General features: G+C 71.5%; 18 protein-coding genes. 14 read left to right on the top strand and 4 right to left on the bottom strand.

What is annotated here, in order from left to right:
- Positions 1 to 45: 45 nt before the first annotated feature.
- Complete coding sequence (locus tag OG361_RS10045) at positions 46 to 810, bottom strand: SDR family NAD(P)-dependent oxidoreductase (protein WP_405853007.1); 765 nt, start codon at positions 808 to 810, stop codon at positions 46 to 48.
- 58 nt (positions 811 to 868) lie between these two features.
- Between OG361_RS10045 and uvrC the strand changes: the two genes are divergently transcribed.
- The 14 genes from uvrC to OG361_RS09975 all read left to right on the top strand — a co-directional run bounded on the left by uvrC (position 869) and on the right by OG361_RS09975 (position 18,495).
- On the top strand, positions 869 to 2,866 hold the full coding sequence (gene uvrC / locus OG361_RS10040) for an excinuclease ABC subunit UvrC (protein WP_405853006.1): 1,998 nt from the start codon (positions 869 to 871) through the stop codon (positions 2,864 to 2,866).
- Positions 2,863 to 3,915 carry an RNase adapter RapZ gene (gene rapZ, locus OG361_RS10035; RefSeq protein WP_405853005.1) on the top strand — a complete coding sequence of 351 codons (1,053 nt, stop codon included), beginning with the start codon at positions 2,863 to 2,865 and terminating at the stop codon, positions 3,913 to 3,915. The genes uvrC and rapZ overlap by 4 nt, the downstream gene beginning before the upstream one ends.
- Positions 3,912 to 4,937 carry a uridine diphosphate-N-acetylglucosamine-binding protein YvcK gene (gene yvcK, locus OG361_RS10030; RefSeq protein ID WP_384570305.1) on the top strand — a complete coding sequence of 342 codons (1,026 nt, stop codon included), beginning with the start codon at positions 3,912 to 3,914 and terminating at the stop codon, positions 4,935 to 4,937. The genes rapZ and yvcK overlap by 4 nt, the downstream gene beginning before the upstream one ends.
- Complete coding sequence (whiA, locus tag OG361_RS10025) at positions 4,928 to 5,917, top strand: DNA-binding protein WhiA (protein WP_017238652.1); 990 nt, start codon at positions 4,928 to 4,930, stop codon at positions 5,915 to 5,917. Before yvcK ends, whiA begins: the two co-directional genes overlap by 10 nt.
- Before the next feature lie 200 nt (positions 5,918 to 6,117).
- A complete protein-coding gene (locus OG361_RS10020; protein WP_405853004.1) occupies positions 6,118 to 9,069 on the top strand; it encodes a M14 family zinc carboxypeptidase in 2,952 nt (983 codons plus the stop codon).
- 217 nt (positions 9,070 to 9,286) lie between these two features.
- Positions 9,287 to 10,297: a type I glyceraldehyde-3-phosphate dehydrogenase gene (gene gap / locus OG361_RS10015; RefSeq protein WP_405853003.1), complete on the top strand. Its 1,011-nt coding sequence runs from the start codon at positions 9,287 to 9,289 to the stop codon at positions 10,295 to 10,297.
- A 104-nt stretch (positions 10,298 to 10,401) separates the two neighbouring features.
- Positions 10,402 to 11,613: a phosphoglycerate kinase gene (locus OG361_RS10010; protein ID WP_405853002.1), complete on the top strand. Its 1,212-nt coding sequence runs from the start codon at positions 10,402 to 10,404 to the stop codon at positions 11,611 to 11,613.
- A gap of 7 nt (positions 11,614 to 11,620) precedes the next feature.
- Positions 11,621 to 12,400 carry a triose-phosphate isomerase gene (gene tpiA, locus OG361_RS10005; RefSeq protein WP_405853001.1) on the top strand — a complete coding sequence of 260 codons (780 nt, stop codon included), beginning with the start codon at positions 11,621 to 11,623 and terminating at the stop codon, positions 12,398 to 12,400.
- Between the two features lie 97 nt (positions 12,401 to 12,497).
- On the top strand, positions 12,498 to 12,728 hold the full coding sequence (secG, locus tag OG361_RS10000; protein ID WP_024758014.1) for a preprotein translocase subunit SecG: 231 nt from the start codon (positions 12,498 to 12,500) through the stop codon (positions 12,726 to 12,728).
- Positions 12,729 to 12,805: 77 nt separating this feature from the next.
- Positions 12,806 to 13,141 (top strand): RNA polymerase-binding protein RbpA, encoded by a 336-nt coding sequence (locus OG361_RS09995; protein ID WP_071891222.1) that lies wholly within the window; start codon positions 12,806 to 12,808, stop codon positions 13,139 to 13,141.
- A 266-nt stretch (positions 13,142 to 13,407) separates the two neighbouring features.
- On the top strand, positions 13,408 to 14,631 hold the full coding sequence (locus OG361_RS09990) for an MFS transporter (protein ID WP_405853000.1): 1,224 nt from the start codon (positions 13,408 to 13,410) through the stop codon (positions 14,629 to 14,631).
- Between the two features lie 51 nt (positions 14,632 to 14,682).
- Positions 14,683 to 16,338, top strand: coding sequence for a glucose-6-phosphate isomerase (gene pgi, locus OG361_RS09985; protein WP_405862175.1), 1,656 nt, complete (start codon positions 14,683 to 14,685; stop codon positions 16,336 to 16,338).
- 4 nt (positions 16,339 to 16,342) lie between these two features.
- Positions 16,343 to 16,843 (top strand): PH domain-containing protein, encoded by a 501-nt coding sequence (locus OG361_RS09980; RefSeq protein WP_405852999.1) that lies wholly within the window; start codon positions 16,343 to 16,345, stop codon positions 16,841 to 16,843.
- A gap of 98 nt (positions 16,844 to 16,941) precedes the next feature.
- The gene (locus tag OG361_RS09975; RefSeq protein ID WP_405862173.1) at positions 16,942 to 18,495 is read left to right on the top strand and encodes a PH domain-containing protein; all 1,554 of its coding nucleotides are present in this window, start codon (positions 16,942 to 16,944) and stop codon (positions 18,493 to 18,495) included.
- A gap of 38 nt (positions 18,496 to 18,533) precedes the next feature.
- On the opposite strand, the gene pgl is transcribed toward OG361_RS09975, so the two are convergent.
- Genes pgl through zwf form a run of 3 tightly spaced genes read right to left on the bottom strand, consistent with a single transcriptional unit; the run spans position 18,534 to position 21,912 of the window.
- Positions 18,534 to 19,316: a 6-phosphogluconolactonase gene (gene pgl, locus OG361_RS09970; RefSeq protein WP_405852998.1), complete on the bottom strand. Its 783-nt coding sequence runs from the start codon at positions 19,314 to 19,316 to the stop codon at positions 18,534 to 18,536.
- Positions 19,313 to 20,383 carry a glucose-6-phosphate dehydrogenase assembly protein OpcA gene (opcA, locus tag OG361_RS09965; protein ID WP_405852997.1) on the bottom strand — a complete coding sequence of 357 codons (1,071 nt, stop codon included), beginning with the start codon at positions 20,381 to 20,383 and terminating at the stop codon, positions 19,313 to 19,315. Before opcA ends, pgl begins: the two co-directional genes overlap by 4 nt.
- Positions 20,380 to 21,912, bottom strand: coding sequence for a glucose-6-phosphate dehydrogenase (zwf, locus tag OG361_RS09960; RefSeq protein WP_384570282.1), 1,533 nt, complete (start codon positions 21,910 to 21,912; stop codon positions 20,380 to 20,382). Before zwf ends, opcA begins: the two co-directional genes overlap by 4 nt.
- Between the last annotated feature and the right edge of the window lies 1 nt (position 21,913).

Below are 21,913 nucleotides of genomic sequence, written 5' to 3'. Positions count from 1 at the left end.
GGCAACGCCCGGCGGGGCGCCGACTCCGGCGGGGCGGGGGCGCGGTCACCGCGCCAGGTACCCCCCGTCCACCGGCAGGACCGCGCCCGTGATGAAGGACGCCTCGTCGGAGGCGAGGAAGAGGATCGCCGCGGCCACCTCCTCAGGCGTGCCGAAGCGGCCCATGGGGTGGGCCCGGACGATGTCGGAGAGGTACTCCGGGCCGCCGGGCTCCACACGGGCGGCGGCGACGCGCTCCGTCTCGATCGTGCCGGGGGCCACCGCGTTCACCCGGATCCCGCGCTCCGCCCACTCCACCGCCAGGTGCTTGGTGAGCCCCGTCGCCACGAACTTCGCCGGGCCGTAGACCGCCTGCCGGGCCTGACCGGCCACCCCCGAGATCGACGACGTGCACACGATCGCCCCGCCACCCGAGACGAGCATGGCCTCGATCGCGTACTTGCAGGTCAGGAACATGCCCCGGCCGTCGACGGCCATGACCGCGTCGAAGTCCGCCGGCTCCGCCTCGGTGATGTCGAGCAGCGGGATCACCCCCGCGTTCGCGACGAGCACGTCAAGCCGTCCGAAGCGCTCCACCGCCGCGGCGACCATCCGCCGGGCGTCCTCCTCCCGGGAGACGTCGCCCACCACGGGAACCGCGCCCGCCAGCGTCGCCAGCCGCTCCCCGTCGAGGTCCGCGGCCACCACGTGCGCCCCCTCGGAGAGGAACCGCTCCGCCGTCGCCCGCCCGATCCCGCTCGCCGCGCCCGTGATCACGCACACCCGGTCCGCCAGCCGCCCCGCGGCCCGTCCCGCCACCTGATTCGCCATGCTTCGCCAACGAGCGCGCGAGGCCGGAGTGTCGGTCCCCGCCAGTAGGGTGGGGACCATGGCAGACCCCTCCAGCTACCGCCCCAAGCCGGGGCAGATCCCCGACTCGCCGGGGGTCTACAAATTCCGCGACGAGCACCGCCGGGTGATCTACGTGGGGAAGGCGAAGTCCCTGCGACAGCGGCTGGCGAACTACTTCCAGCCGCTCGTGAGCCTGCATCCACGCACGGCCACCATGGTGACCACCGCCGCCTCCGTGGAGTGGACCGTCGTCTCGACCGAGGTCGAGGCGCTCCAGCTGGAGTACTCCTGGATCAAGGAGTTCGACCCCCGGTTCAACGTCAAGTACCGGGACGACAAGAGCTATCCGTACCTCGCGGTCACGCTGAACGAGGAGATCCCGCGCGTCCAGGTCCTGCGCGGCCACAAGAAGAAGGGCGTGCGCTACTTCGGCCCGTACGCGCACGCGTGGGCGATCCGCGAGACCGTCGACCTGATGCTGCGGGTCTTCCCCGTCCGCACCTGCTCGGCCGGCGTCTTCCGGAACGCGGCCTCGGCGGGCCGGCCCTGCCTCCTCGGCTACATCGGCAAGTGCTCGGCGCCCTGCGTCGGCCGGGTCACGCCCGAGGAGCACCGTGAACTGGCCGAGGAGTTCTGCGACTTCATGGCCGGCCGCACCGGCACGTACATCCGCCGCCTCGAGAAGCAGATGATGATCGCCGCCGCGGACATGGAGTACGAGAAGGCCGGCCGGCTCCGCGACGACATAGAGGCGCTGCGCCGGGCCATGGAGAAGAGCGCGGTCGTCCTCGCCGACGCCACAGACGCCGACCTGATCGCCCTCGCCGAGGACGAGCTGGAGGCCGCCGTCCAGATCTTCCACGTGCGCGGCGGACGCGTGCGCGGCCAGCGCGGCTGGGTCACCGACAAGGTCGAGGCCGTCGACACGGCCGGGCTCGTCGAGCACGCGATCCAGCAGCTGTACGGGGAGGAGAGCGGCGACGCGGTCCCCAAGGAAGTGCTGGTCCCGGCGCTGCCGGAGGACGCCGAAGCCGTCACCGCGTGGCTCTCCGGCCGCCGCGGGTCCAACGTCTCGCTGCGGATCCCGCAGCGCGGCGACAAGAAGGACCTGATGGAGACGGTCGCGCGCAACGCGCAGCAGGCGCTCGTCCTGCACAAGACCAAGCGCGCCAGCGACCTGACCACCCGCTCCCGGGCGCTGGAGGAGATCGCCGAGGCCCTGGACCTGGACTCGGCGCCGCTGCGGATCGAGTGCTTCGACATCTCGCACCTCCAGGGCGAGGACGTCGTGGCCTCGATGGTCGTCTTCGAGGACGGACTGCCCCGCAAGAGCGAGTACCGCCGCTTCCAGATCAAGGGCTTCGAGGGCCAGGACGACGTCCGCTCGATGCACGAGGTGATCGGCCGCCGCTTCAAGCGCTATCTCGCCGAGAAGGAGAAGACCGGCGATTGGGTCGACGGGGACGCGGCCGGGGGCGAGGTCCCCGCCGAGACCCCGGGTGAGGACGACGGCCGGCCCAAGCGCTTCGCGTACCCGCCGCAGCTCGTCGTGGTCGACGGCGGGCAGCCGCAGGTCGCCGCCGCCCGGCGCGCCCTGGACGAGCTCGGCATCGACGACATCGCGGTCTGCGGGCTCGCCAAGCGCCTGGAGGAGGTGTGGCTGCCGGGTGACGACGACCCGGTGGTGCTGCCCCGCTCCAGCGAGGGCCTGTACCTGCTCCAGCGGGTACGTGATACGGCTCACGACTTCGCGATCCGCTACCAGCGCTCCAAGCGGACGAAACGCATCCGGACCAGCCCCTTGGACGCGGTCCCCGGCCTCGGTGACACCCGGAAACAGGTGTTGATCAAGCATTTCGGCTCGGTGAAGCGGCTCCGACAGGCGACAATCGAGCAGATCTGCGAGGTCCCCGGCATGGGCCGGAAGACCGCGGAGGCGGTCGTCGTGGCCCTCGCCCAGGCGGCCCCGGCCGCACCCGCCGTGAACACGGCGACAGGAGAGATCATGGAAGACGACGGGGGCGGCACGGCATGACCGCGCACGAGCAGCACGACCAGACCGACCAGCACGACCAGACCGACCAGAGCGACCAGCAGGGCCAGACCGACCAGCAGGACCAGAGCGACCAGCACCACCCGCAAGACGAGCACGACCGAGAAGACGGAGCAGGACACGTGAGTACGGGCACGAAGGAGACCCCCGGCGACAACGGCGCCGAGGCGGCCATTCCCGAGCTGGTGATCATCTCCGGCATGTCCGGAGCCGGCCGGTCCACCGCGGCGAAGTGTCTGGAGGACCTCGGCTGGTTCGTCGTGGACAATCTGCCGCCCGCGCTGATCCCCACCATGGTGGAGCTCGGCGCCCGCTCCCAGGGCAACGTCGCCCGGATCGCCGTCGTCGTGGACGTCCGCGGCCGGCAGTTCTTCGACAACCTCAGAGAGTCCCTCGCCGATCTGGACTCCAAGCAGGTCACCCGCCGGATCGTCTTCCTCGAGTCGTCCGACGACGCCCTGGTCCGGCGCTTCGAGTCGGTCCGCCGGCCGCACCCGCTCCAGGGCGACGGCCGGATCACCGACGGCATCGCCGCCGAGCGCGACCTGCTGCGCGAGCTGCGCGGCGACGCCGACCTGGTGATCGACACCTCCAGCCTCAACGTCCACGAGCTGCGCGCCAAGATGGACGCCCAGTTCGCCGGGGACGAGGAGCCCGAGCTCCGGGCCACCGTCATGTCCTTCGGCTTCAAGTACGGCCTGCCGGTCGACGCCGACCTCGTCGTCGACATGCGCTTCCTGCCGAACCCGCACTGGGTCCCCGAGCTGCGCCCCTTCACCGGCCTCAACGAGGAGGTGTCGAACTACGTCTACAACCAGCCCGGTGCCAAGGAGTTCCTGGACCGCTACACGGAGCTGCTCCAGCTGATCGCCGCGGGCTACCGCCGCGAGGGCAAGCGGTACGTGACCATCGCCGTGGGCTGCACGGGCGGCAAGCACCGCTCCGTCGCGACCGCCGAGCGGCTCGCCGCCCGCATCGCCGCCGAAGGGGTCGAGACCGTCGTCGTACACAGGGACATGGGGCGCGAGTGAAGCCGTACCGTCGCCGCGCCTCCACCCTGTCCGTGCGGCGCACGCTCCGTCGACGGGGCGCCCAGCCGAAGGTCGTCGCGCTGGGCGGCGGAATGGGCCTGTCGGCCTCCCTCGCCGCCCTCCGTCGGATCACCGGCGACCTCACCGCCGTCGTCACCGTCGCCGACGACGGGGGCTCCAGCGGCCGGCTCCGGGAGGAGCTCGGCGTGCTGCCCCCCGGCGACCTGCGCAAGGCGCTCGCCGCGCTCTGCGGGGACGACGACTGGGGCCAGACCTGGGCCCGGGTGATCCAGCACCGCTTCCAGTCCAAGGGCGAGATCAACGGCCACGCCGTCGGCAATCTGCTGATCGTCGCCCTCTGGGAGCAGCTCGGCGACCCCGTCCAGGCCCTGGACCTGGTGGGCAGGCTGCTCGGCGCCCAGGGCCGCGTGCTGCCCATGTCCGCCGTACCGCTGGAGCTCCAGGCCCTGGTCAAGGGGCACGACCCGGAGCGCCCGGACGACGTGGACACCGTGTGCGGCCAGGCGACGGTGGCGCTCACCCCGGGCGAGGTGCAGTCCGTGCACCTCGTGCCGCACGACCCGCCCGCCGTGCCCGAGGCCGTCGCGGCGGTGCTCGACGCGGACTGGGTCGTCGTGGGTCCCGGCTCCTGGTTCTCCTCGGTGATCCCGCACCTTCTCGTGCCCGAACTCCTCGACGCCCTGGCCGAGACCAAGGCCCGGAAGGTGCTCTCGCTGAACCTCGCTCCGCAACCCGGAGAAACAGAGGGCTTCTCTCCGCAGCGTCATTTGGAGGTTTTGGGACGACACGCCCCTAAACTCGCCCTGGACGTGGTGCTCGCCGACGAGGCAGCCGTGCCCGACCGCGAGTCCCTCGCCGAAGCCGCCAAGCGGCTCGGTGCCGCGGTCGAGCTGGCGCCGGTGGCCGGGCCCGACGGCTCCGCGAAGCATGACCCGGAGCTGTTGGCCGCCGCGTACGACCGTATTTTTCGGATGCATGGAAGGATCGGCCCATGGCGATGACGGCAGCGGTGAAGGACGAGATCTCCCGGCTTCCCGTCACCCGGACCTGCTGCAGGAAGGCAGAGGTCTCGTCGATCCTGCGGTTCGCGGGCGGGCTGCACCTGGTGAGCGGCCGCATCGTGATCGAGGCGGAGCTGGACACGGCGATGGCGGCGCGTCGCCTCAAGCGGGACATCCTGGAGATCTTCGGGCACAGCTCCGAACTGATCGTGATGGCCCCCGGCGGGCTGCGGCGCGGCTCGCGCTTCGTGGTGCGCGTGGTGGCAGGCGGCGACCAGCTGGCCCGCCAGACGGGTCTCGTGGACGGCAGGGGCCGCCCCATCCGGGGTCTTCCCCCGCAGGTGGTCTCAGGCGCGACCTGTGACGCGGAGGCGGCCTGGCGCGGCGCCTTCCTCGCCCACGGCTCGCTGACCGAGCCCGGCCGGTCCTCGTCCCTGGAGGTCACCTGCCCGGGACCGGAGGCCGCCCTGGCGCTGGTCGGCGCGGCCCGCCGGCTCTCCATCGCGGCCAAGGCCCGCGAGGTACGGGGCGTGGACCGGGTCGTCGTCCGCGACGGCGACGCGATCGGCGCCCTGCTGACCCGGCTCGGCGCGCACGAGTCGGTGCTCGCCTGGGAGGAGCGGCGGATGCGGCGCGAGGTCCGCGCCACCGCCAACCGCCTCGCCAACTTCGACGACGCCAACCTGCGCCGCTCGGCCCGCGCCGCGGTCGCGGCCGGGGCCCGGGTGCAGCGCGCCCTGGAGATCCTTGCCGAGGAGGTGCCCGAGCACCTCGCCGCCGCCGGCCGGCTCCGCATGGAGCACAAGCAGGCCTCGCTGGAGGAGCTGGGCGCGCTCGCCGACCCGCCGCTGACGAAGGACGCGGTGGCCGGGCGGATCCGTCGTCTCCTCGCGATGGCCGACAAGCGGGCACAGGACCTGGGCATTCCCGGGACCGAGTCCAACCTGACCGAGGAGCTCGACGACAGCCTCGTCGGCTGAGCCGTCCCGCTCGTCGGTGTCGCTCGTCAACTCCGAACTGCCGGTGCCTTTCTGAGGTACCGGCAGTTCCGTTTCCCGGCTGCCTTCGGGGTTCCCTTCCCGACTCGCGCGACGCGCCGGAGGCACCCTTGACAGGTCCATGGGCGCCCATGAGCCTGGCGTCTGATCACCTTCGTGACAGGCAATAGCAAGGGGGGCTCATGAGACGCAGAACGAGATCGATCCTCGCCGCGGCTTCACTGCTGATCGCCGGCGTGGCGGCGGCACCCGTCGCCGGAGCGCAGCCGAACGACCGGGACGGCGGCGACGCCCTCACCGTATGGCGTGCCGAGGTCAGCAAGGAGCAGGTTCCGCTGCTCCTCGAGGCCGGCGCCGACGCCCACGAGATGACCGAGCAGGTGCCCGACCAGGGCTCCGCGACGGTCGAGCTCTTCCTCACCGACAGGCAGGCCGGGCAGCTGCGCGGCCAGGGCGTCGAGCTCACCGAGCACACGCTGACCGAGCGGGCCGAGCAGCGGGTCGCCGCCGCGGGGGACGGCGTCTTCCGGCCGTACAGCGGCCCGAACGGCCTCAAGCAGGAGATCCTGGACACCGCCCGGGCCAACCCCGGCATCACCAAGGTCGTCTCGATCGGCAAGACCCTCAAGGGCCAGGACATCCTCGCCCTCAAGGTCAGCAAGGGCGCCACCCGGGTCAAGGACGGATCGAAGCCCGCCACGCTGTACCTGTCCAACCAGCACGCGCGCGAGTGGATCACCCCGGAGATGACCCGGAGGCTGCTCCACCACTACGTCGACGGCTACGGCAAGGACGAGCGGATCACCCGGATCGTCGACACCACCGAGCTGTGGTTCGTGCTCTCCGCCAACCCGGACGGCTACGACTTCACCCACGCCGACCCCGACAACCGGCAGTGGCGCAAGAACCTCCGCGACAACGACGGCGACGGGCGGATCGCGCCGGGCGACGGCGTCGACCTCAACCGTAACTTCGCCTACAAGTGGGGCTACGACAACGAGGGTTCGTCCCCCGACCCGGCCGACGAGACCTTCCGCGGCACCGGCCCCATGTCGGAGCCCGAGACCAAGGCCCTGGACGCCTTCCAGAAGCGCATCGGCTTCTCGTACGGCATCAACTACCACTCGGCCGCCCAGCTCCTGCTGTACGGCGTCGGCTGGCAGGTCGCCACCGACACCCCCGACGACGTGGCCCTCAGGTCCCTCGCCGGCACCCCGCAGAACTCGGCCGTGCCCGGCTACCGGCCGCAGGTCTCCTCGGAGCTGTACATCACCAACGGCGAGGCCGACGGACACGCGGCCAACGTCAACGGGATGCAGATGTTCACCCCGGAGATGTCAACCTGCGCCACCGCGTCCCGGGTCGACCCGAACGACGCCTGGAACCCGGCCGACTGCGCCTCCGTCTTCACCTTCCCGGACGACGAGAAGCTGATCCAGGCCGAGTTCGCCAAGAACATCCCCTTCGCGCTCGCCGTCGCCGAGAGCGCCGCCCGCCCGGACCGGCCCGTCTCCCCGGTCGGCATCGAGGCCCCCGACTTCACCCCGGCCGCCTTCACCACCTCCTACGCCCGCGGCGGGGAGCAGGAGGTCGCCGTCACCGCGCGCAAGTCCCTGCGCGGCAAGACCCTGAAGTACCGGATCAACGGCGGCCGCACCCACAGCGAGGAGCTCGACGCCTGGAAGGGCGGCGAGACCTACGGCGGCGAGGACAACCTCTACTTCGACGAGTACCGTGCCGAGGTCGAGGACGCCCGGCCCGGCGACTCCGTCGAGGTCTGGTTCACGGCCCGCACCCGGGAGGGCCGGACCACCGCCTCCGCCCCCTTCACCTACAAGGTGGCCGAGCGCCCCCGCGGCGACGTGCTCGTCCTCGCCGACGAGGGCGGCACCACCGCGGCACGCCACACCGCCGCGTACGTGAAGGCGCTCGCCGACAACGGCCGCTCCGCCGCTGTCTGGGACGTCGCCACCCAGGGCACCCCGGACGCCCTCGGCGTGCTCTCCCACTTCCGTATCGTCATCTGGTACACCGGCGCCGAGCGGCCCTCCGGCGCCACCCAGCTCGCGGTCCGCGCCTACCTCAACGAGGGCGGCAAGCTGATCAACGCCGGCGAGAAGTCCGGCGGACTCACCGAGGTCGGCCGGGCCGAGACCAACGACTTCGCCCAGTACTACCTCGGCGCCTACCACCGGGCCGGCCTCGGGCAGCCGCCCGCCTTCGCCGGCACCGGCGCCTTCGCGGGCGTCGGCGCGAGCCTCGGCGCCGCAGCCGGCAACCCGCTCGACAACGCCGGTGCGTACACCGTCACCTCGGACACGCTGAAGCCGGAGGAGTTCCCGCAGTTCGCGAGCAGCGCCTCCGCCGGTGACTACCCGGGCATCCGCACCCCCTTCGAGCCGGCCGAGGGCACGACCTTCGCGGCCGTCAAGCACGCCGACGGCACCTGGGCCCGGCTCAGCAGGACCGTCGACCTCACCGGCGTCGGCGCCGCGGCCGCGCCGCGCCTCGACTTCCAGGTCAGCTACGACACCGAGCCCGGCTACGACAACCTCGTCGTCGAGGCCCACACCGTCGGCCAGGACGACTGGACGACACTGCCCGACCGCAACGGCGGCACCTCCACCGCGCCGCCGGCCGACTGCGGCGAGGGCTACTACGTTCGCGGCCACCCCTTCCTCTCCCACTACCTCACCGTCGGCGAGGACGGCTGCGCCGCCACCGGCACCACCGGCTCCTGGAACGCCTTCACCGGCCCCTCCAACGGCTGGCGGCAGGCCTCCGTCGACCTGAGCGCCTGGGCGGGCAAGCGGGTAGAGCTCTCGATCTCGTACGTCTCCGACCCCGGTACGGGAGAGACGGGCGCCTTCGTCGACGACACCCGTCTCGTCACCGGCACCACCACCGAGGCCGAGGGCTTCGAGACCGGCCTCGGCGCCTGGTCCGTACCGGGCGCGCCCGCCGGCAGCCCCGGCAACGGCGCGGACTGGACGCGCTCCCCGGCGCTCTTCCACTCCCAGGCCGCGGTCACCACGCGTGACACCGTCCTCCTCGGCTACGGCCTGGAGCACGTGCCCGGTGCGACGGAGCGGGGCCGGCTCCTCGGCCGCGCCCTCGCGGCGCTCCGCCGCTGACGGAGAGTAGTGGGGACAAAGGTCCCACGGCGGCCCGTACCCGTTGGTAGGTACGGGCCGTCGGCCGTTTTCCCTCACTTTCCGGGCTCGCGCGGCTGCGCTGGATGTCACTCGGGGGCCCCTGGGGAGGTAGGGTCGTAAGCGGTCGGGGACATCCCTAAAACAAAAATCTCGCCGGCGTCGAACACACCGGCGTACCTAACGAGGAGATCGGTTCGTGACGATCCGCGTAGGCATCAACGGCTTTGGCCGCATCGGCCGGAACTACTTTCGCGCACTCCTTGAGCAGGGTGCTGACATCGAGATTGTGGCTGTCAACGACCTGGGCGACACCGCGACCACGGCCCACCTGCTGAAGTACGACACCATCCTGGGACGCCTCAAGGCCGAGGTCACCCACACCGCCGACACCATCACCGTCGACGGCCGCACCATCAAGGTGCTCTCCGAGCGCAACCCGGCCGACATCCCCTGGGGTGAGCTGGGCGTCGACATCGTCATCGAGTCGACCGGCATCTTCACCAAGAAGGCCGACGCCGAGAAGCACATCGCCGGTGGCGCCAAGAAGGTCCTCATCTCGGCTCCGGCCAAGGACGAGGACATCACCATCGTGATGGGCGTCAACCAGGACAAGTACGACGCGGCCCAGCACCACGTCATCTCGAACGCGTCCTGCACGACCAACTGTGTCGCGCCGATGGCCAAGGTTCTCGACGAGAACTTCGGCATCGTCAAGGGCCTGATGACCACGGTCCACGCGTACACCAACGACCAGCGCATCCTGGACTTCCCGCACTCCGACCTGCGCCGCGCCCGCGCCGCCGCGGAGAACATCATCCCGACCACGACGGGTGCCGCCAAGGCCACCGCCCTGGTCCTCCCGCAGCTCAAGGGCAAGCTCGACGGCATCGCCATGCGCGTCCCGGTCCCGACCGGTTCCGCCACCGACCTGGTCGTGACGCTCGACCGCGAGGTCACCAAGGACGAGGTCAACGCCGCGTTCAAGAAGGCCGCCGACGACGGCGACCTCAAGGGCATCCTGTTCTACACCGAGGACCAGATCGTGTCCTCGGATATCGTGGGCGACCCGGCCTCCTGCACCTTCGACGCCTCCCTGACGATGGTCCAGGAAGGCAACACGGTGAAGATCCTGGGTTGGTACGACAACGAGTGGGGCTACTCCAACCGTCTCGTCGACCTCACCGTCTTCGTCGGCGGCCAGCTCTAGACTTCAGGGCGGGCTTTCGATGTGAGCAGGGCTCGGGCAGCGCAACGCGGCGCTGTGCGAGCCCTGTTTGTGTGCTCCACCGCGTACCAAGGAGTCTGTGACAGATGAAGACGATCGACGAGCTTCTCGCCGAAGGCGTCGCCGGCAAGCGGGTGTTCGTCCGCGCCGACCTCAACGTGCCGCTCGACGGCACCACCATCACCGACGACGGCCGCATCCGCGCCGTCGTCCCCACGGTCAAGGCGCTCGCCGACGCCGGCGCCCGGGTCGTGGTCGCCTCGCACCTGGGCCGCCCCAAGGGCGTCCCGGACCCGGCGTTCTCGCTCGCCCCGGCCGCCGCGCGCCTCGGCGAGCTGCTCGGTGCCGACGTGGCCTTCGCGACCGACACGGTCGGCGACTCCGCCACCGCCACCGTCGCGGGCCTCGCCGACGGCCAGGTCGCCGTGATCGAGAACCTCCGGTTCAACGCCGGCGAGACCTCGAAGGACGACGCCGAGCGCGGCGCCTTCGCGGACCGGCTCGCCGCGCTCGCCGACGTCTACGTCGGTGACGGCTTCGGCGCCGTGCACCGCAAGCACGCCTCGGTCTTCGACCTCCCGGCGCGCCTGCCGCACGCCGCGGGCTACCTCATCGCCACCGAGGTCGGCGTCCTGAAGAAGCTCACGGACGACGTCCAGCGGCCGTACGTGGTCGCGCTCGGCGGTTCCAAGGTCTCCGACAAACTGGGCGTGATCGACCACCTCCTGGAGAAGGCCGACCGCATCCTCGTCGGCGGCGGCATGGTCTTCACCTTCCTCAAGGCCCAGGGCCACGAGGTCGGCACCTCGCTGCTCCAGGAGGACCAGATCCCGGTGGTCCAGGAATATCTGGCGCGTGCGAAGAAGCGCGGCGTGGAGTTCGTGCTCCCCGTCGACGTCCTGGTCTCGGCCGAATTCCCCGACATGAAGACCAAGGCCCCGGCACACCCGGAGGCGGTCGCCGCGGACGCCATCCCTGCCGGCCAGATGGGCCTGGACATCGGTCCGGAGACCCGTAAGCTCTACGCCTCGAAGCTCGCCGACGCGGGGACCGTCTTCTGGAACGGTCCGATGGGCGTCTTCGAGCACCCCGACTACGCCGAGGGCACCAGGGCCGTCGCCCAGGCGCTCGTCGACTCCCCGGCCTTCACGGTCGTCGGTGGTGGCGACTCCGCCGCCGCCGTGCGCATCCTGGGCTTCGACGAGAAGGCATTCGGCCACATTTCGACCGGCGGCGGCGCCTCCCTCGAGTACCTCGAGGGCAAGACGCTTCCCGGCCTCGCCGCACTGGAGGACTGACCCTTTCATGAGCAGCACCCGCACCCCGCTGATGGCGGGCAACTGGAAGATGAACCTCAACCACCTCGAGGCCATCGCCCACGTCCAGAAGCTCGCCTTCGCCCTGACCGACAAGGACTACGACGCCTGTGAGGTCGCGGTCCTGGTCCCCTTCACCGACCTGCGGTCCGTACAGACCCTCGTCGACGGCGACAAGCTCAAGATCAAGTACGGCGCCCAGGACCTCTCGGCGCAGGACTCCGGTGCCTACACCGGTGAGATCTCGGGCCTCATGCTGTCCAAGCTGAAGTGTGCCTACGTGGCCGTCGGCCACTCCGAGCGCCGCCAGTACCACGCCGAGAACGACGAGGTCTGCAACGCCAAGGTGAAGGCCGCCTTCAAGCACGGCATCACCCCGATCCTCTGCGTCGGCGAGGGCCTGGACATCCGCAAGGCCGGCCAGCAGGTCGAGTACACGCTCGCCCAGCTCGACGGCGGCCTGAAGGACGTCCCGGCCGAGCAGGCCGAGACCATCGTGATCGCGTACGAGCCGGTGTGGGCCATCGGCACCGGCGAGGTCGCCACCCCCGAGGACGCGCAGGAGGTCTGCGGGGCGATCCGCGGCCGTCTCGCGGAGCTGTACTCCCAGGAGCTGGCCGACAAGGTCCGCATCCAGTACGGCGGCTCGGTCAAGTCCGGCAACGTCGCCGCGATCATGGCGCAGCCGGACGTCGACGGCGCCCTGGTGGGCGGCGCGGCGCTGGACGCCGACGAGTTCGTCAAGATCGCGCGCTTCCGCGACCAGTGAGTATGCGGTAGCGGAGTTACGTCGTACCCTTGCGGGGGTCGGGCAGGTGCCCGGCCCCCGTCCGTATAAGTCCGAGGAAGTTGGTCCAGCCGTGGTTATGGGGTTCTCGATCGCCCTGCTCGTCTTCAGCGGGCTGCTGATGCTGCTCGTACTGATGCACAAGGGAAAGGGCGGCGGTCTCTCCGACATGTTCGGTGGTGGCATGCAGTCGTCCGTCGGCGGCTCCTCGGTCGCCGAGCGCAACCTGGACCGGATCACGGTTGTGGTCGGTCTGCTCTGGTTCGCCTGCATTGTCGTACTTGGTCTGCTGATGAAGTTGGACGGGTAACTCCAATCACTGGACGCGCGTTGGGCCTTACGTAGACTGGGGCACCTTCGAGCACCATCACGCAGGGAGTTACGACCGTGGCAAGTGGCAACGCGATCCGGGGAAGCCGGGTCGGCGCGGGGCCGATGGGCGAGGCCGAGCGGGGCGAATCGGCGCCGCGAGCCCGCATCTCCTTCTGGTGCTCGAACGGGCACGAGACGCAGCCGAGCTTCGCCAGCGACGCGGCGATCCCGGAGACCTGGGACTGCCCCCGGTGCGGCTTCCCGGCCGGTCAGGACCGGGACAACCCGCCGGACCCGCCGCGCACGGAGCCGTACAAGACCCATCTCGCCTATGTGCGGGAGCGGCGCAGCGACGCGGACGGCGAGGCGATCCTCGCCGAGGCGCTGGCCAAACTGCGCGGCGAGATCTGAGCGTGGTGTGACGATGTGACAGAAGGGCCTTGCCCGCGAACCCGGTTCGCGGACGAGGCCCTTTCGTCGTCTCCGGACACCCCCTAGCCGCTCGTCGGCGGTGGCCGTCGGTGAGCGCGAGGGAGGTCGCCTCCCGTACGTCAGCTGTGCCATACGCGCGTAGAGGCAGTCCACGATCAGCAGGACTGGACTCGTGCGAACCGGCGTTGTCAGAGGCGTCCTCTACGGTCGGTCGGGCAGGGGGATCACCGACGCAGGGGGGCGCCGTGACGGCGACGCAAGCAGTGGCGGCCAAGGCCGTACCCGACTGGCGGGGCGGCTTCGGGCGGCTGTGGATGGCCGCGGTCGTCTCCCGGTTCGGCGACTCGCTGCGTACCGCCGCCCTGCCCCTGCTCGCCGCCTCGCTCACCGACGACCCCCTCCTCATCGCCTCCGTCACCGCCTGCGGCTTCCTGCCCTGGCTGCTCTTCGGGCTCCTCGGCGGCGCGGTCGCCGACCGGGTCGACCAACGGCGGGCCATGTGGGCCGTCGACCTCCTCCGCGGCGCGCTCATGGCCTCGTTCGCCGTCGCCGTCGCGCTCGGACACGCCACCATCGCCCTGCTGCTCGTGCTCGCCTTCGCCCTCACGACCCTGCAGACCCTCTTCGACAACGCGGCCACCGCGCTCCTCCCCGCCCTCGTCCCCGCCGAGGCCCTGGCCGCGGCCAACGCCCGCCTGATGACCGGTCAGCAGTTCGCGGGCGGCCTTCTCGCCGCGCCCCTGGTGCCCGCCCTGCTCCTCGCAGGGGACGCCGTGCCGTACGTGGCCGACGCCGCCACCTACGCCCTCGCCGCGCTCCTCATCGCCTCCCTCCGGACCGGGGCGCCCGAGCGGCCGCCCCGCCCGGGCGGGTCAACTCTCCGCAAGGAGATGGCCGAAGGGCTCGCCACCCTCCGGCGCGACCGGACCCTGCGGTGGCTCTGCACCGCCACCACCCTCTGCAACATCGGCATGGGCGCCCTCATCGCCACCCTCGTCGTCCACGTCACGGACGGCCGCCCGGTGGGAACCGCCGGAAACACGGCTTATGCGGCCACGATCTCCGCCTTCGCGGTGGGCGGCGTCGCGGGCGGCTTCCTCGCCCGCCGCATCGCCGAGCGGACGGGACGGATACGCGCGGTGCTCCTGGCCGGGACGGTCCAGACGGGCTGTCTGGTCCTGATGGGGGCCGTCCCCGCCCTCGCGGTATCGATCGCGGCCATGGCGGCGTTCGGCTTCATGGGGACGGTGTGGAACGTCAACCAGACGACCTTCATGCAGGAGCGCGCACCCGAGGGGATGCTGGGCCGCATCGCCGCGGCCTTCCGCACCCTCGCCGTCGCGGGTGCTCCGCTCGGGGCCCTTCTCGGCGGCGCCGCGGCCGCCGGCTGGGGACCGCACACCCCCGCCCTCCTCGCGGCGGCGTTGTTCGCGCTAGCCGTAGCGTCGTTGACTCCTCTGATCAATTAAGTTGGAGGGGCAGCGGGGCAGACATACGAGAAGAAGTGGGCGATGTCCGAGATGAACAACGAAGGCCGCACCAGGCTGAACCGGCTGCCCGAGTGGGCTGCCCTCGGCAAGCACCGTGAGCAGTTGGGCGAGACCCACCTGCGCGAGCTCTTCGCCGCGGACCCGGCGCGCGGCACCGACCACACCCTGCGGGTCGGCGACCTCTACCTGGACTACTCCAAGCACCTCGTCACCGACGAGACGCTGACCCTGCTCCGCGAACTGGCCGCGGCCACCGGCGTGGCCGAGCTGCGCGACGCCATGTTCCGCGGGGAGAAGATCAACACCACCGAGGACCGCGCGGTCCTCCACACCGCGCTGCGCGCCCCTCGCGAGGCCGTCGTCGAGGTCGACGGGGAGAACGTCGTCCCCGCCGTGCACGCGGTCCTCGACCGGATGGGCGCCTTCGCCGACAAGGTCCGCGCGGGCGAGTGGACCGGCCACACCGGCAAGCCGATCAAGAACGTCGTGAACATCGGCATCGGCGGCTCCGACCTCGGTCCCGCCATGGCCTACGAGGTCCTGCGCTCCTTCACCCAGCGGGACCTGACGCTCCGCTTCGTCTCCAACGTGGACGGCGCGGACCTCCACGAGGCCGTCCGCGACCTCGACCCGGCCGAGACCCTCTTCATCGTCGCCTCGAAGACCTTCACCACCATCGAGACGATCACCAACGCCACCTCCGCCCGCGACTGGCTCCTCGCCGGTCTCGGAGCCGGCCAGGAGGCCGTCGCGAAGCACTTCGTGGCCCTCTCGACCAACGCCGAGAAGGTCGAGGAGTTCGGCATCGACACCACCAACATGTTCGAGTTCTGGGACTGGGTCGGCGGCCGCTACTCCTACGACTCCGCCATCGGCCTCTCCCTGATGATCGCCATCGGCCCGGAGCACTTCCGCGAGATGCTCGACGGCTTCCACCTCGTCGACGAGCACTTCCGCACCGCCCCGCCCGAGGAGAACGCGCCGCTGCTGCTCGGTCTCCTCGGCGTCTGGTACGGCGCGTTCTTCGACGCCCAGTCGCACGCCGTCCTGCCCTACTCCCACTACCTGTCCAAGTTCACCGCCTACCTCCAGCAGCTCGACATGGAGTCCAACGGCAAGTCGGTGGACCGCGAGGGCAACCCGGTCGACTGGCAGACCGGCCCCGTCGTCTGGGGCACCCCCGGCACCAACGGGCAGCACGCCTATTACCAGTTGATCCACCAGGGCACCAAGGTCATCCCGGCCGACTTCATCGGCTTCGCCCGGCCCGTCGCCGACCTGCTCCCCGGCCTCGTCGCCCAGCACGACCTGCTCATGGCCAACTTCTTCGCCCAGACCCAGGCACTCGCCTTCGGCAAGACGCCCGAAGAGGTACGGGCCGAGGGAGTCGCCGAGGAGCTCGTCCCGCACAAGACCTTCCAGGGCAACCACCCGACCACCACGATCCTGGCCGACGCGCTCACCCCGTCCGTCCTCGGCCAGCTGATCGCGCTCTACGAGCACAAGGTCTTCGTCCAGGGCGCGGTCTGGAACATCGACTCCTTCGACCAGTGGGGCGTCGAGCTCGGCAAGGTCCTCGCCAAGAGGATCGAACCGGTCCTGACGGAGGGCGAGGGCGCCGAGCGGCTCGACAGCTCGACCGCAGGGCTCGTGTCGGCCTACCGCGCACTGCGCGACCGGGGCTGACCGCATGACGGGGGAGAACGCGGTGCGGCTCAGGCCGCCGAGGAACGCCGTGGACGAGCGGGCCGTCGCCTGGTGGCGGAGCCAGCTCCTGGTGACCACCGCCGTGCCGGTGGTGGTCCTCGCCGTCCTCGGCGCGCTCATCGGGCCCGCCCGGTTCTGGCTGCTGCTCGTGGCCGGGACCGTCGCGGCCCTGGGCCTCGCCTGCACCGCGTTCTTCCCCGGCTGGTGGTTCCGGGTCCACCGCTGGGAGGTCACCGACGACGCCGTCTACGTCCGTACCGGGGCCCTCTGGCAGGAGTGGCGGATCGCCCCGATGTCCCGGATCCAGACCGTCGACACCGTACGGGGCCCGCTGGAGCAGCTCTTCAAGCTCGCCACGGTCACCGTGACCACCGCCTCGTCCAAGGGCGCCATCCGGATCGAGGGCCTCGACCACGAGCTCGCCGCCGAGCTCGGCGAGCGGCTGACGGCCCTCACCCAGGCCACCCCCGGGGACGCCACGTGAACGGGGCCGGACACGGCGAGGCCCCGCGCACGGCTGACATGGAAGCCGAGGACCCGCGCACCGGGGACATACGGGGCGAGGCCCCGCGTGCCGCGGACATGCATGGCGCCGGCGGGCCGGCCGTGGAGGGCCCCGGTGAGGAGTGGCGGCGTCTCGACCGGCGGATGCTCCTGGCCACCGCCGCCGTCCTGTGCGGCGTGGCCGGAGGCGCCGGTCTGCCCACGACGGCCGGCCTCGCCGGATCCAGGCCGCTGTGGCAGGCCCTCGCCTGGGTCCTCGCCGGAGCCTTCCTCCTCGTCCTCGGCGGCACCGTCGTCGACTACGTCCGCTGGCGTCGCACCCGCTACCGGATCGGCCCCGAGCGGGTCGAACTCCACACCGGGCTCCTGCTGATCAAACGGCGCTCCCTCGCCCGCGAGCGCGTCCGCAGCGTCGACCTCACCGCCAACCCCCTCCAGCGCGTCCTCGGCCTCGTCAAGGTCCGCATCGGCACCGGCGAGAGCACCGGCGGCGACGAGTCCACCCTCGAACTCGACCTGGTCACCCGCGCCGAGGGCGAGCGTCTCCGACACGAGCTCCTCGCCCGCGCCACCGACCCCGGGGACCTTCCGCACGAGGGCGCCCTCGCCGCCGTCGACCCGCGCTGGATCCGTTACGCCCCGGTCTCCTTCGTCGCCCCGGCCCTCGGCGGAGCGGCGGCCGGAGCCGTCATGCAGGTCAGCGAGTGGTTCGGCGCCCAGGCGGAGGTCATCGACTGGATAGGGGACCGCTTCCGGGACGTCTCCGTCACCTGGATGATCGTCGACCTGATCCTCATCGCCACCGTCGTCGGAGCCGTCGGCGCCCTCGGCCTCTGGGTCGAGATGTGGTGGAACCACCGCCTGGAGCGCGAGCCCGGCGGCACCCTGCGCGTCCGCCGCGGCCTCCTCACCGCCCGCTCGGTCTCCATCGAGGAGCGCCGGCTGCGCGGGATCGAGGTCGTCGAGCCGCTGGGGGTGCGCCTGGTCGGGGCCGCCCGCGTCGACGCCGTCGCCACCGGCCTCGCCAAGGACGACGGGGACAAGCACTCCGACCTCAAGACCCTGCTGCCGGCCGCGCCCCGGGAGATCGCCGACCGCGTCGCCGCCCAGGTCCTGCGCGAGCCCGAGCCGCCCACCGGGGCGCCGCTCGCCGCCCACCCCCGCGCCGCCCGCACCCGCCGACTTGCCTGGGCCCTGTGGTCCGTCGCCGTCCCGGTCGCCGTCCTCGCCGTCCTCGGACTCCTCGTCACCCCGGTCCTGCTCTACGTGGCGGCGGGCTGCGCCGTCGTCCTCACCCCGGTCGCCGTGCTCCTCGCCCTCGACGCCTACCGCGGACTCGGACACGGCGTCAGCGGCGCCTATCTGGTGACCCGTTCGGGCACGGTCCGGCGCGCCACGGTCGCCCTCCAGCGCTCCGGTGTCATCGGCTGGACCGTCAAGCAGTCGTACTTCCAGCGCCGCGCCGGCATCCTGACGCTGACCGCCACGACGGCGGCCGGCGCGGGTGCGTACGACATCTACGACGCGGGCGAGAGCCAGGGCCTGAGCTTCGCCGCCGAGGCCGTACCGGAGCTCCTCGCGCCCTTCCTTGAGCCCGTACCCACGCAGGAGGCCCGGTCCACCGAGGGGTGAACCGGGCCTCCGGGCGTGCGGGTCGCGGAATCAGGCAATCAGGCGGAAGCCGGCGGATACAGGCTCCGCGGCAGCTCCGAGGCGGCTGCCGAGTCGAGCAGCCACAGCGTGCGCGAGCGGCCGTAGGCGCCCGCGGCGGGGGCCTGCACCTCGCCCGCGCCCGACAGCGCGATCGCCGCGGCCTTCGCCTTGTCCTCACCGGCCGCGAGCAGCCAGACCTCCTTCGCCGCCCGGATCGCCGGAAGGGTCAGTGAGATCCGGACCGGCGGCGGCTTGGGCGCGCCGCGCACGCCGACCACGGTCAGCTCGGTCTCGCGGACCGCGGGCAGCTCCGGGAAGAGCGAGGCCACGTGCGTGTCCGGGCCGACGCCCAGCATCAGCACGTCGAAGGTCGGCACCCCGCCGTGGTCACCGGGACGCACGGCGGCGGCCAGCTCCTCCGCGTACGCGGCGGCGGCGGCGTCGACATCGGCGCCGTACGGTCCGTCCGAGGCGGGCATCGCGTGCACCCGGGCCGGGTCGAGAGGCACCCCGTCGAGCAGCGCCTCACGGGCCTGGGTGACGTTCCGCTCGGGGTCGCCCTCCGGGAGGTAGCGCTCGTCGCCCCACCACAGGTCGAGCCGCGACCAGTCGATCGCGTCCCGGGCGGGCGCCGAACCGAGCGCCGCCAGCAGGCCGTTGCCGTTGCGTCCGCCGGTCAGCACCACCGAGGCGGAGCCGCGGGCGGTCTGGGCGTCCACGATCCGGGTGATCAGCCGGGCCGCCGCGGCCTGCGCCATCAGTTCCTTGTCGCGGTGGACGACCAGCTGAGGGGTGCTCACTTGGTCGCCGCCTTCTTGGCCGGGGCCTTCTTCGCGGCGGGCTTCTCGGCCGCGGCGGTCTTCTCGGCCTGGGCCGGCTCCACGGCCGGCTCCGCGACCGCCTCGACGACGGTCTCCGGCTCGGGTGCGGTGGTCGCCGCCTCCTCGTCGAGCCGTTCGAGACCGAACTTGAGCGCCGTCGCGTAGGTGTCGTCCGGGTCGAGCCGGCGCAGCTCCTCCGCGATCAGCTCGGCCGTGTCGCGGCGCTTGAGCGCCACGCCGCGGTCCGGCTGCCCCTGGATGGAGAGCGTCGCGAGCGAGCCGTCCGGCCGGTCGAGCACGATCGGTCCGGAGCTGGTCTCCATCCGTACGGAGGTGAGACCCGGCCCCGTCGACTTCGAGCGCCGCACCGGCACCTTCAGCCGCTCGGACAGCCACATCGCGAGCAGCTCGACGCTCGGGTTGAACTCCTCGCCCTCCACCTCGGCCGAGGTGACCTCGCACACGACCTGGTCGAGCGCGGCGGCGAGCATCGAGCGCCACGGGGTGATCCGGGTCCACGAGAGGTCCGTGTCGCCCGGGGTGTACGTGTCCGCCCGTGCCGTCAGCTCCTGGATGGGCTGCTCGGCGGCGTACGTGTCGGTCACCCGACGCTGGGCGAGCGCGCCCAGCGGGTCGTTCGCCGGGTCGGTCGGCGCGTTCACCGGCCACCAGACGACGACGGGGGCGTCCGGGAGGAGCAGCGGCAGAACCACCGACTGGGCGTGGTCGACGACCTCGCCGTACAGCCGGAGGACAACCGTTTCGCCGGTGCTGGCGTCGGCGCCGAGGCGGACCTCGGCGTCGAGCCGCGCCTTGGCACGGTCCCGCGGGGAGCGCGAGACCCGCTTGATGACGACGAGGGTCCGCGAGGGGTGCTCGCGGGACGCCTCGTTGGCCGCCTTCAGCGCGTCGTAGGCGTTCTCCTCGTCGGTGACGATGACGAGAGTGAGCACCATGCCGACGGCCGGCGTGCCGATCGCCCGCCGCCCGAGCACCAGCGCCTTGTTGATCTTGGATGACGTGGTGTCCGTCAGGTCGGTCTTCATGGCCGGCGCCAGCTCCGTCCGTCTCGTGCGAGCATCTCGTCCGCCTCGACCGGGCCCCAGGTCCCGGCCTGGTACTGCGCGGGCTTGCCGTGCTTGTCCCAGAACTGCTCGATCGGGTCGAGGATCTTCCAGGACAGCTCGACCTCCTCGACGCGCGGGAAGAGGTTCGAGTCGCCGAGCAGGACGTCGAGGATGAGCCGCTCGTACGCCTCGGGGCTGGACTCCGTGAAGGACTCGCCGTACGCGAAGTCCATCGACACGTCCCGGATCTCCATCTGGGTGCCGGGCACCTTGGAGCCGAACCGCACCGTCACGCCCTCGTCCGGCTGGACCCGGATCACGATGGCGTTGCGGCCGAGCTCCTCGGTCGCGGTGTGGTCGAAGGGGGAGTGCGGGGCGCGCTGGAAGACGACCGCGATCTCGGTGACGCGGCGGCCCAGTCGCTTGCCCGTACGGAGGTAGAAGGGGACGCCCGCCCAGCGGCGGTTGTCGATCTCCAGCTTCACGGCCGCGTAGGTGTCGGTCTTCGACTGGGGGTCGATGCCGTCTTCCTGGAGGTAGCCGACGGCCTTCTCGCCGCCCTGCCACCCGGCCGCGTACTGGGCGCGGACCGTGGTCTCGCCCAGGTCCTTGGGGAGCTTCACCGCGCCGAGGACCTTGGTCTTCTCGGCGGCGAGCGCGTCGGCGTCGAAGGAGGCGGGCTCCTCCATCGCGGTCAGCGCGAGCAGCTGGAGCAGGTGGTTCTGGATGACGTCACGGGCGGCGCCGATGCCGTCGTAGTAGCCGGCGCGGCCGCCGATGCCGATGTCCTCGGCCATGGTGATCTGGACGTGGTCGACGTACGACCGGTTCCAGATCGGCTCGAAGAGGGTGTTGGCGAAGCGGAGCGCCAGGATGTTCTGGACGGTCTCCTTGCCGAGGTAGTGGTCGATGCGGAAGACCGCGTCGGGCGGGAAGACCTCGTGGACGACCTCGTTGAGCTCCTTGGCAGAGGTCAGGTCGTGGCCGAAGGGCTTCTCGATGACCGCGCGGCGCCAGGAGCCGTCCTTCTGGTCGGCCAGGCCGTGCTTCTTGAGCTGCTGGACGACCAGGGGGAAGAACTTCGGCGGCACGGAGAGGTAGAAGGCGAAGTTGCCGCCGGTGCCCTGCGCCTTGTCCAGCTCCTCGACGGTGGACTTCAGCTTCTCGAAGGCCTCGTCGTCGTCGAAGTCGCCCTGGACGAACCGCATGCCCTGGATCAGCTGCTGCCACACCTCCTCGCGGAACGGGGTGCGCGCGTGCTGCTTGACGGCCTCGTGGACCTCCTGCGCGAAGTCCTCGTCCTGCCACTCGCGGCGGGCGAAGCCGATGAGCGAGAAGCCCGGCGGCAGCAGGCCGCGGTTGGCCAGGTCGTAGACGGCGGGCATCAGCTTCTTACGGGACAAATCGCCCGTGACGCCGAAGATCACCAGGCCCGACGGCCCCGCGATACGCGGGAGCCGTCGGTCTGCTGCGTCACGGAGCGGGTTGGCTCCGTCGACTGCGCTCAAT

Origin of the sequence: Streptomyces sp. NBC_00090 (genome assembly GCF_045160815.1) — a bacterium.
Taxonomy (GTDB): domain Bacteria; phylum Actinomycetota; class Actinomycetes; order Streptomycetales; family Streptomycetaceae; genus Streptomyces.
The sequence above is the reverse complement of the archived record's forward strand: the minus strand, read 5'-3'. Positions and strand labels throughout refer to the sequence as shown.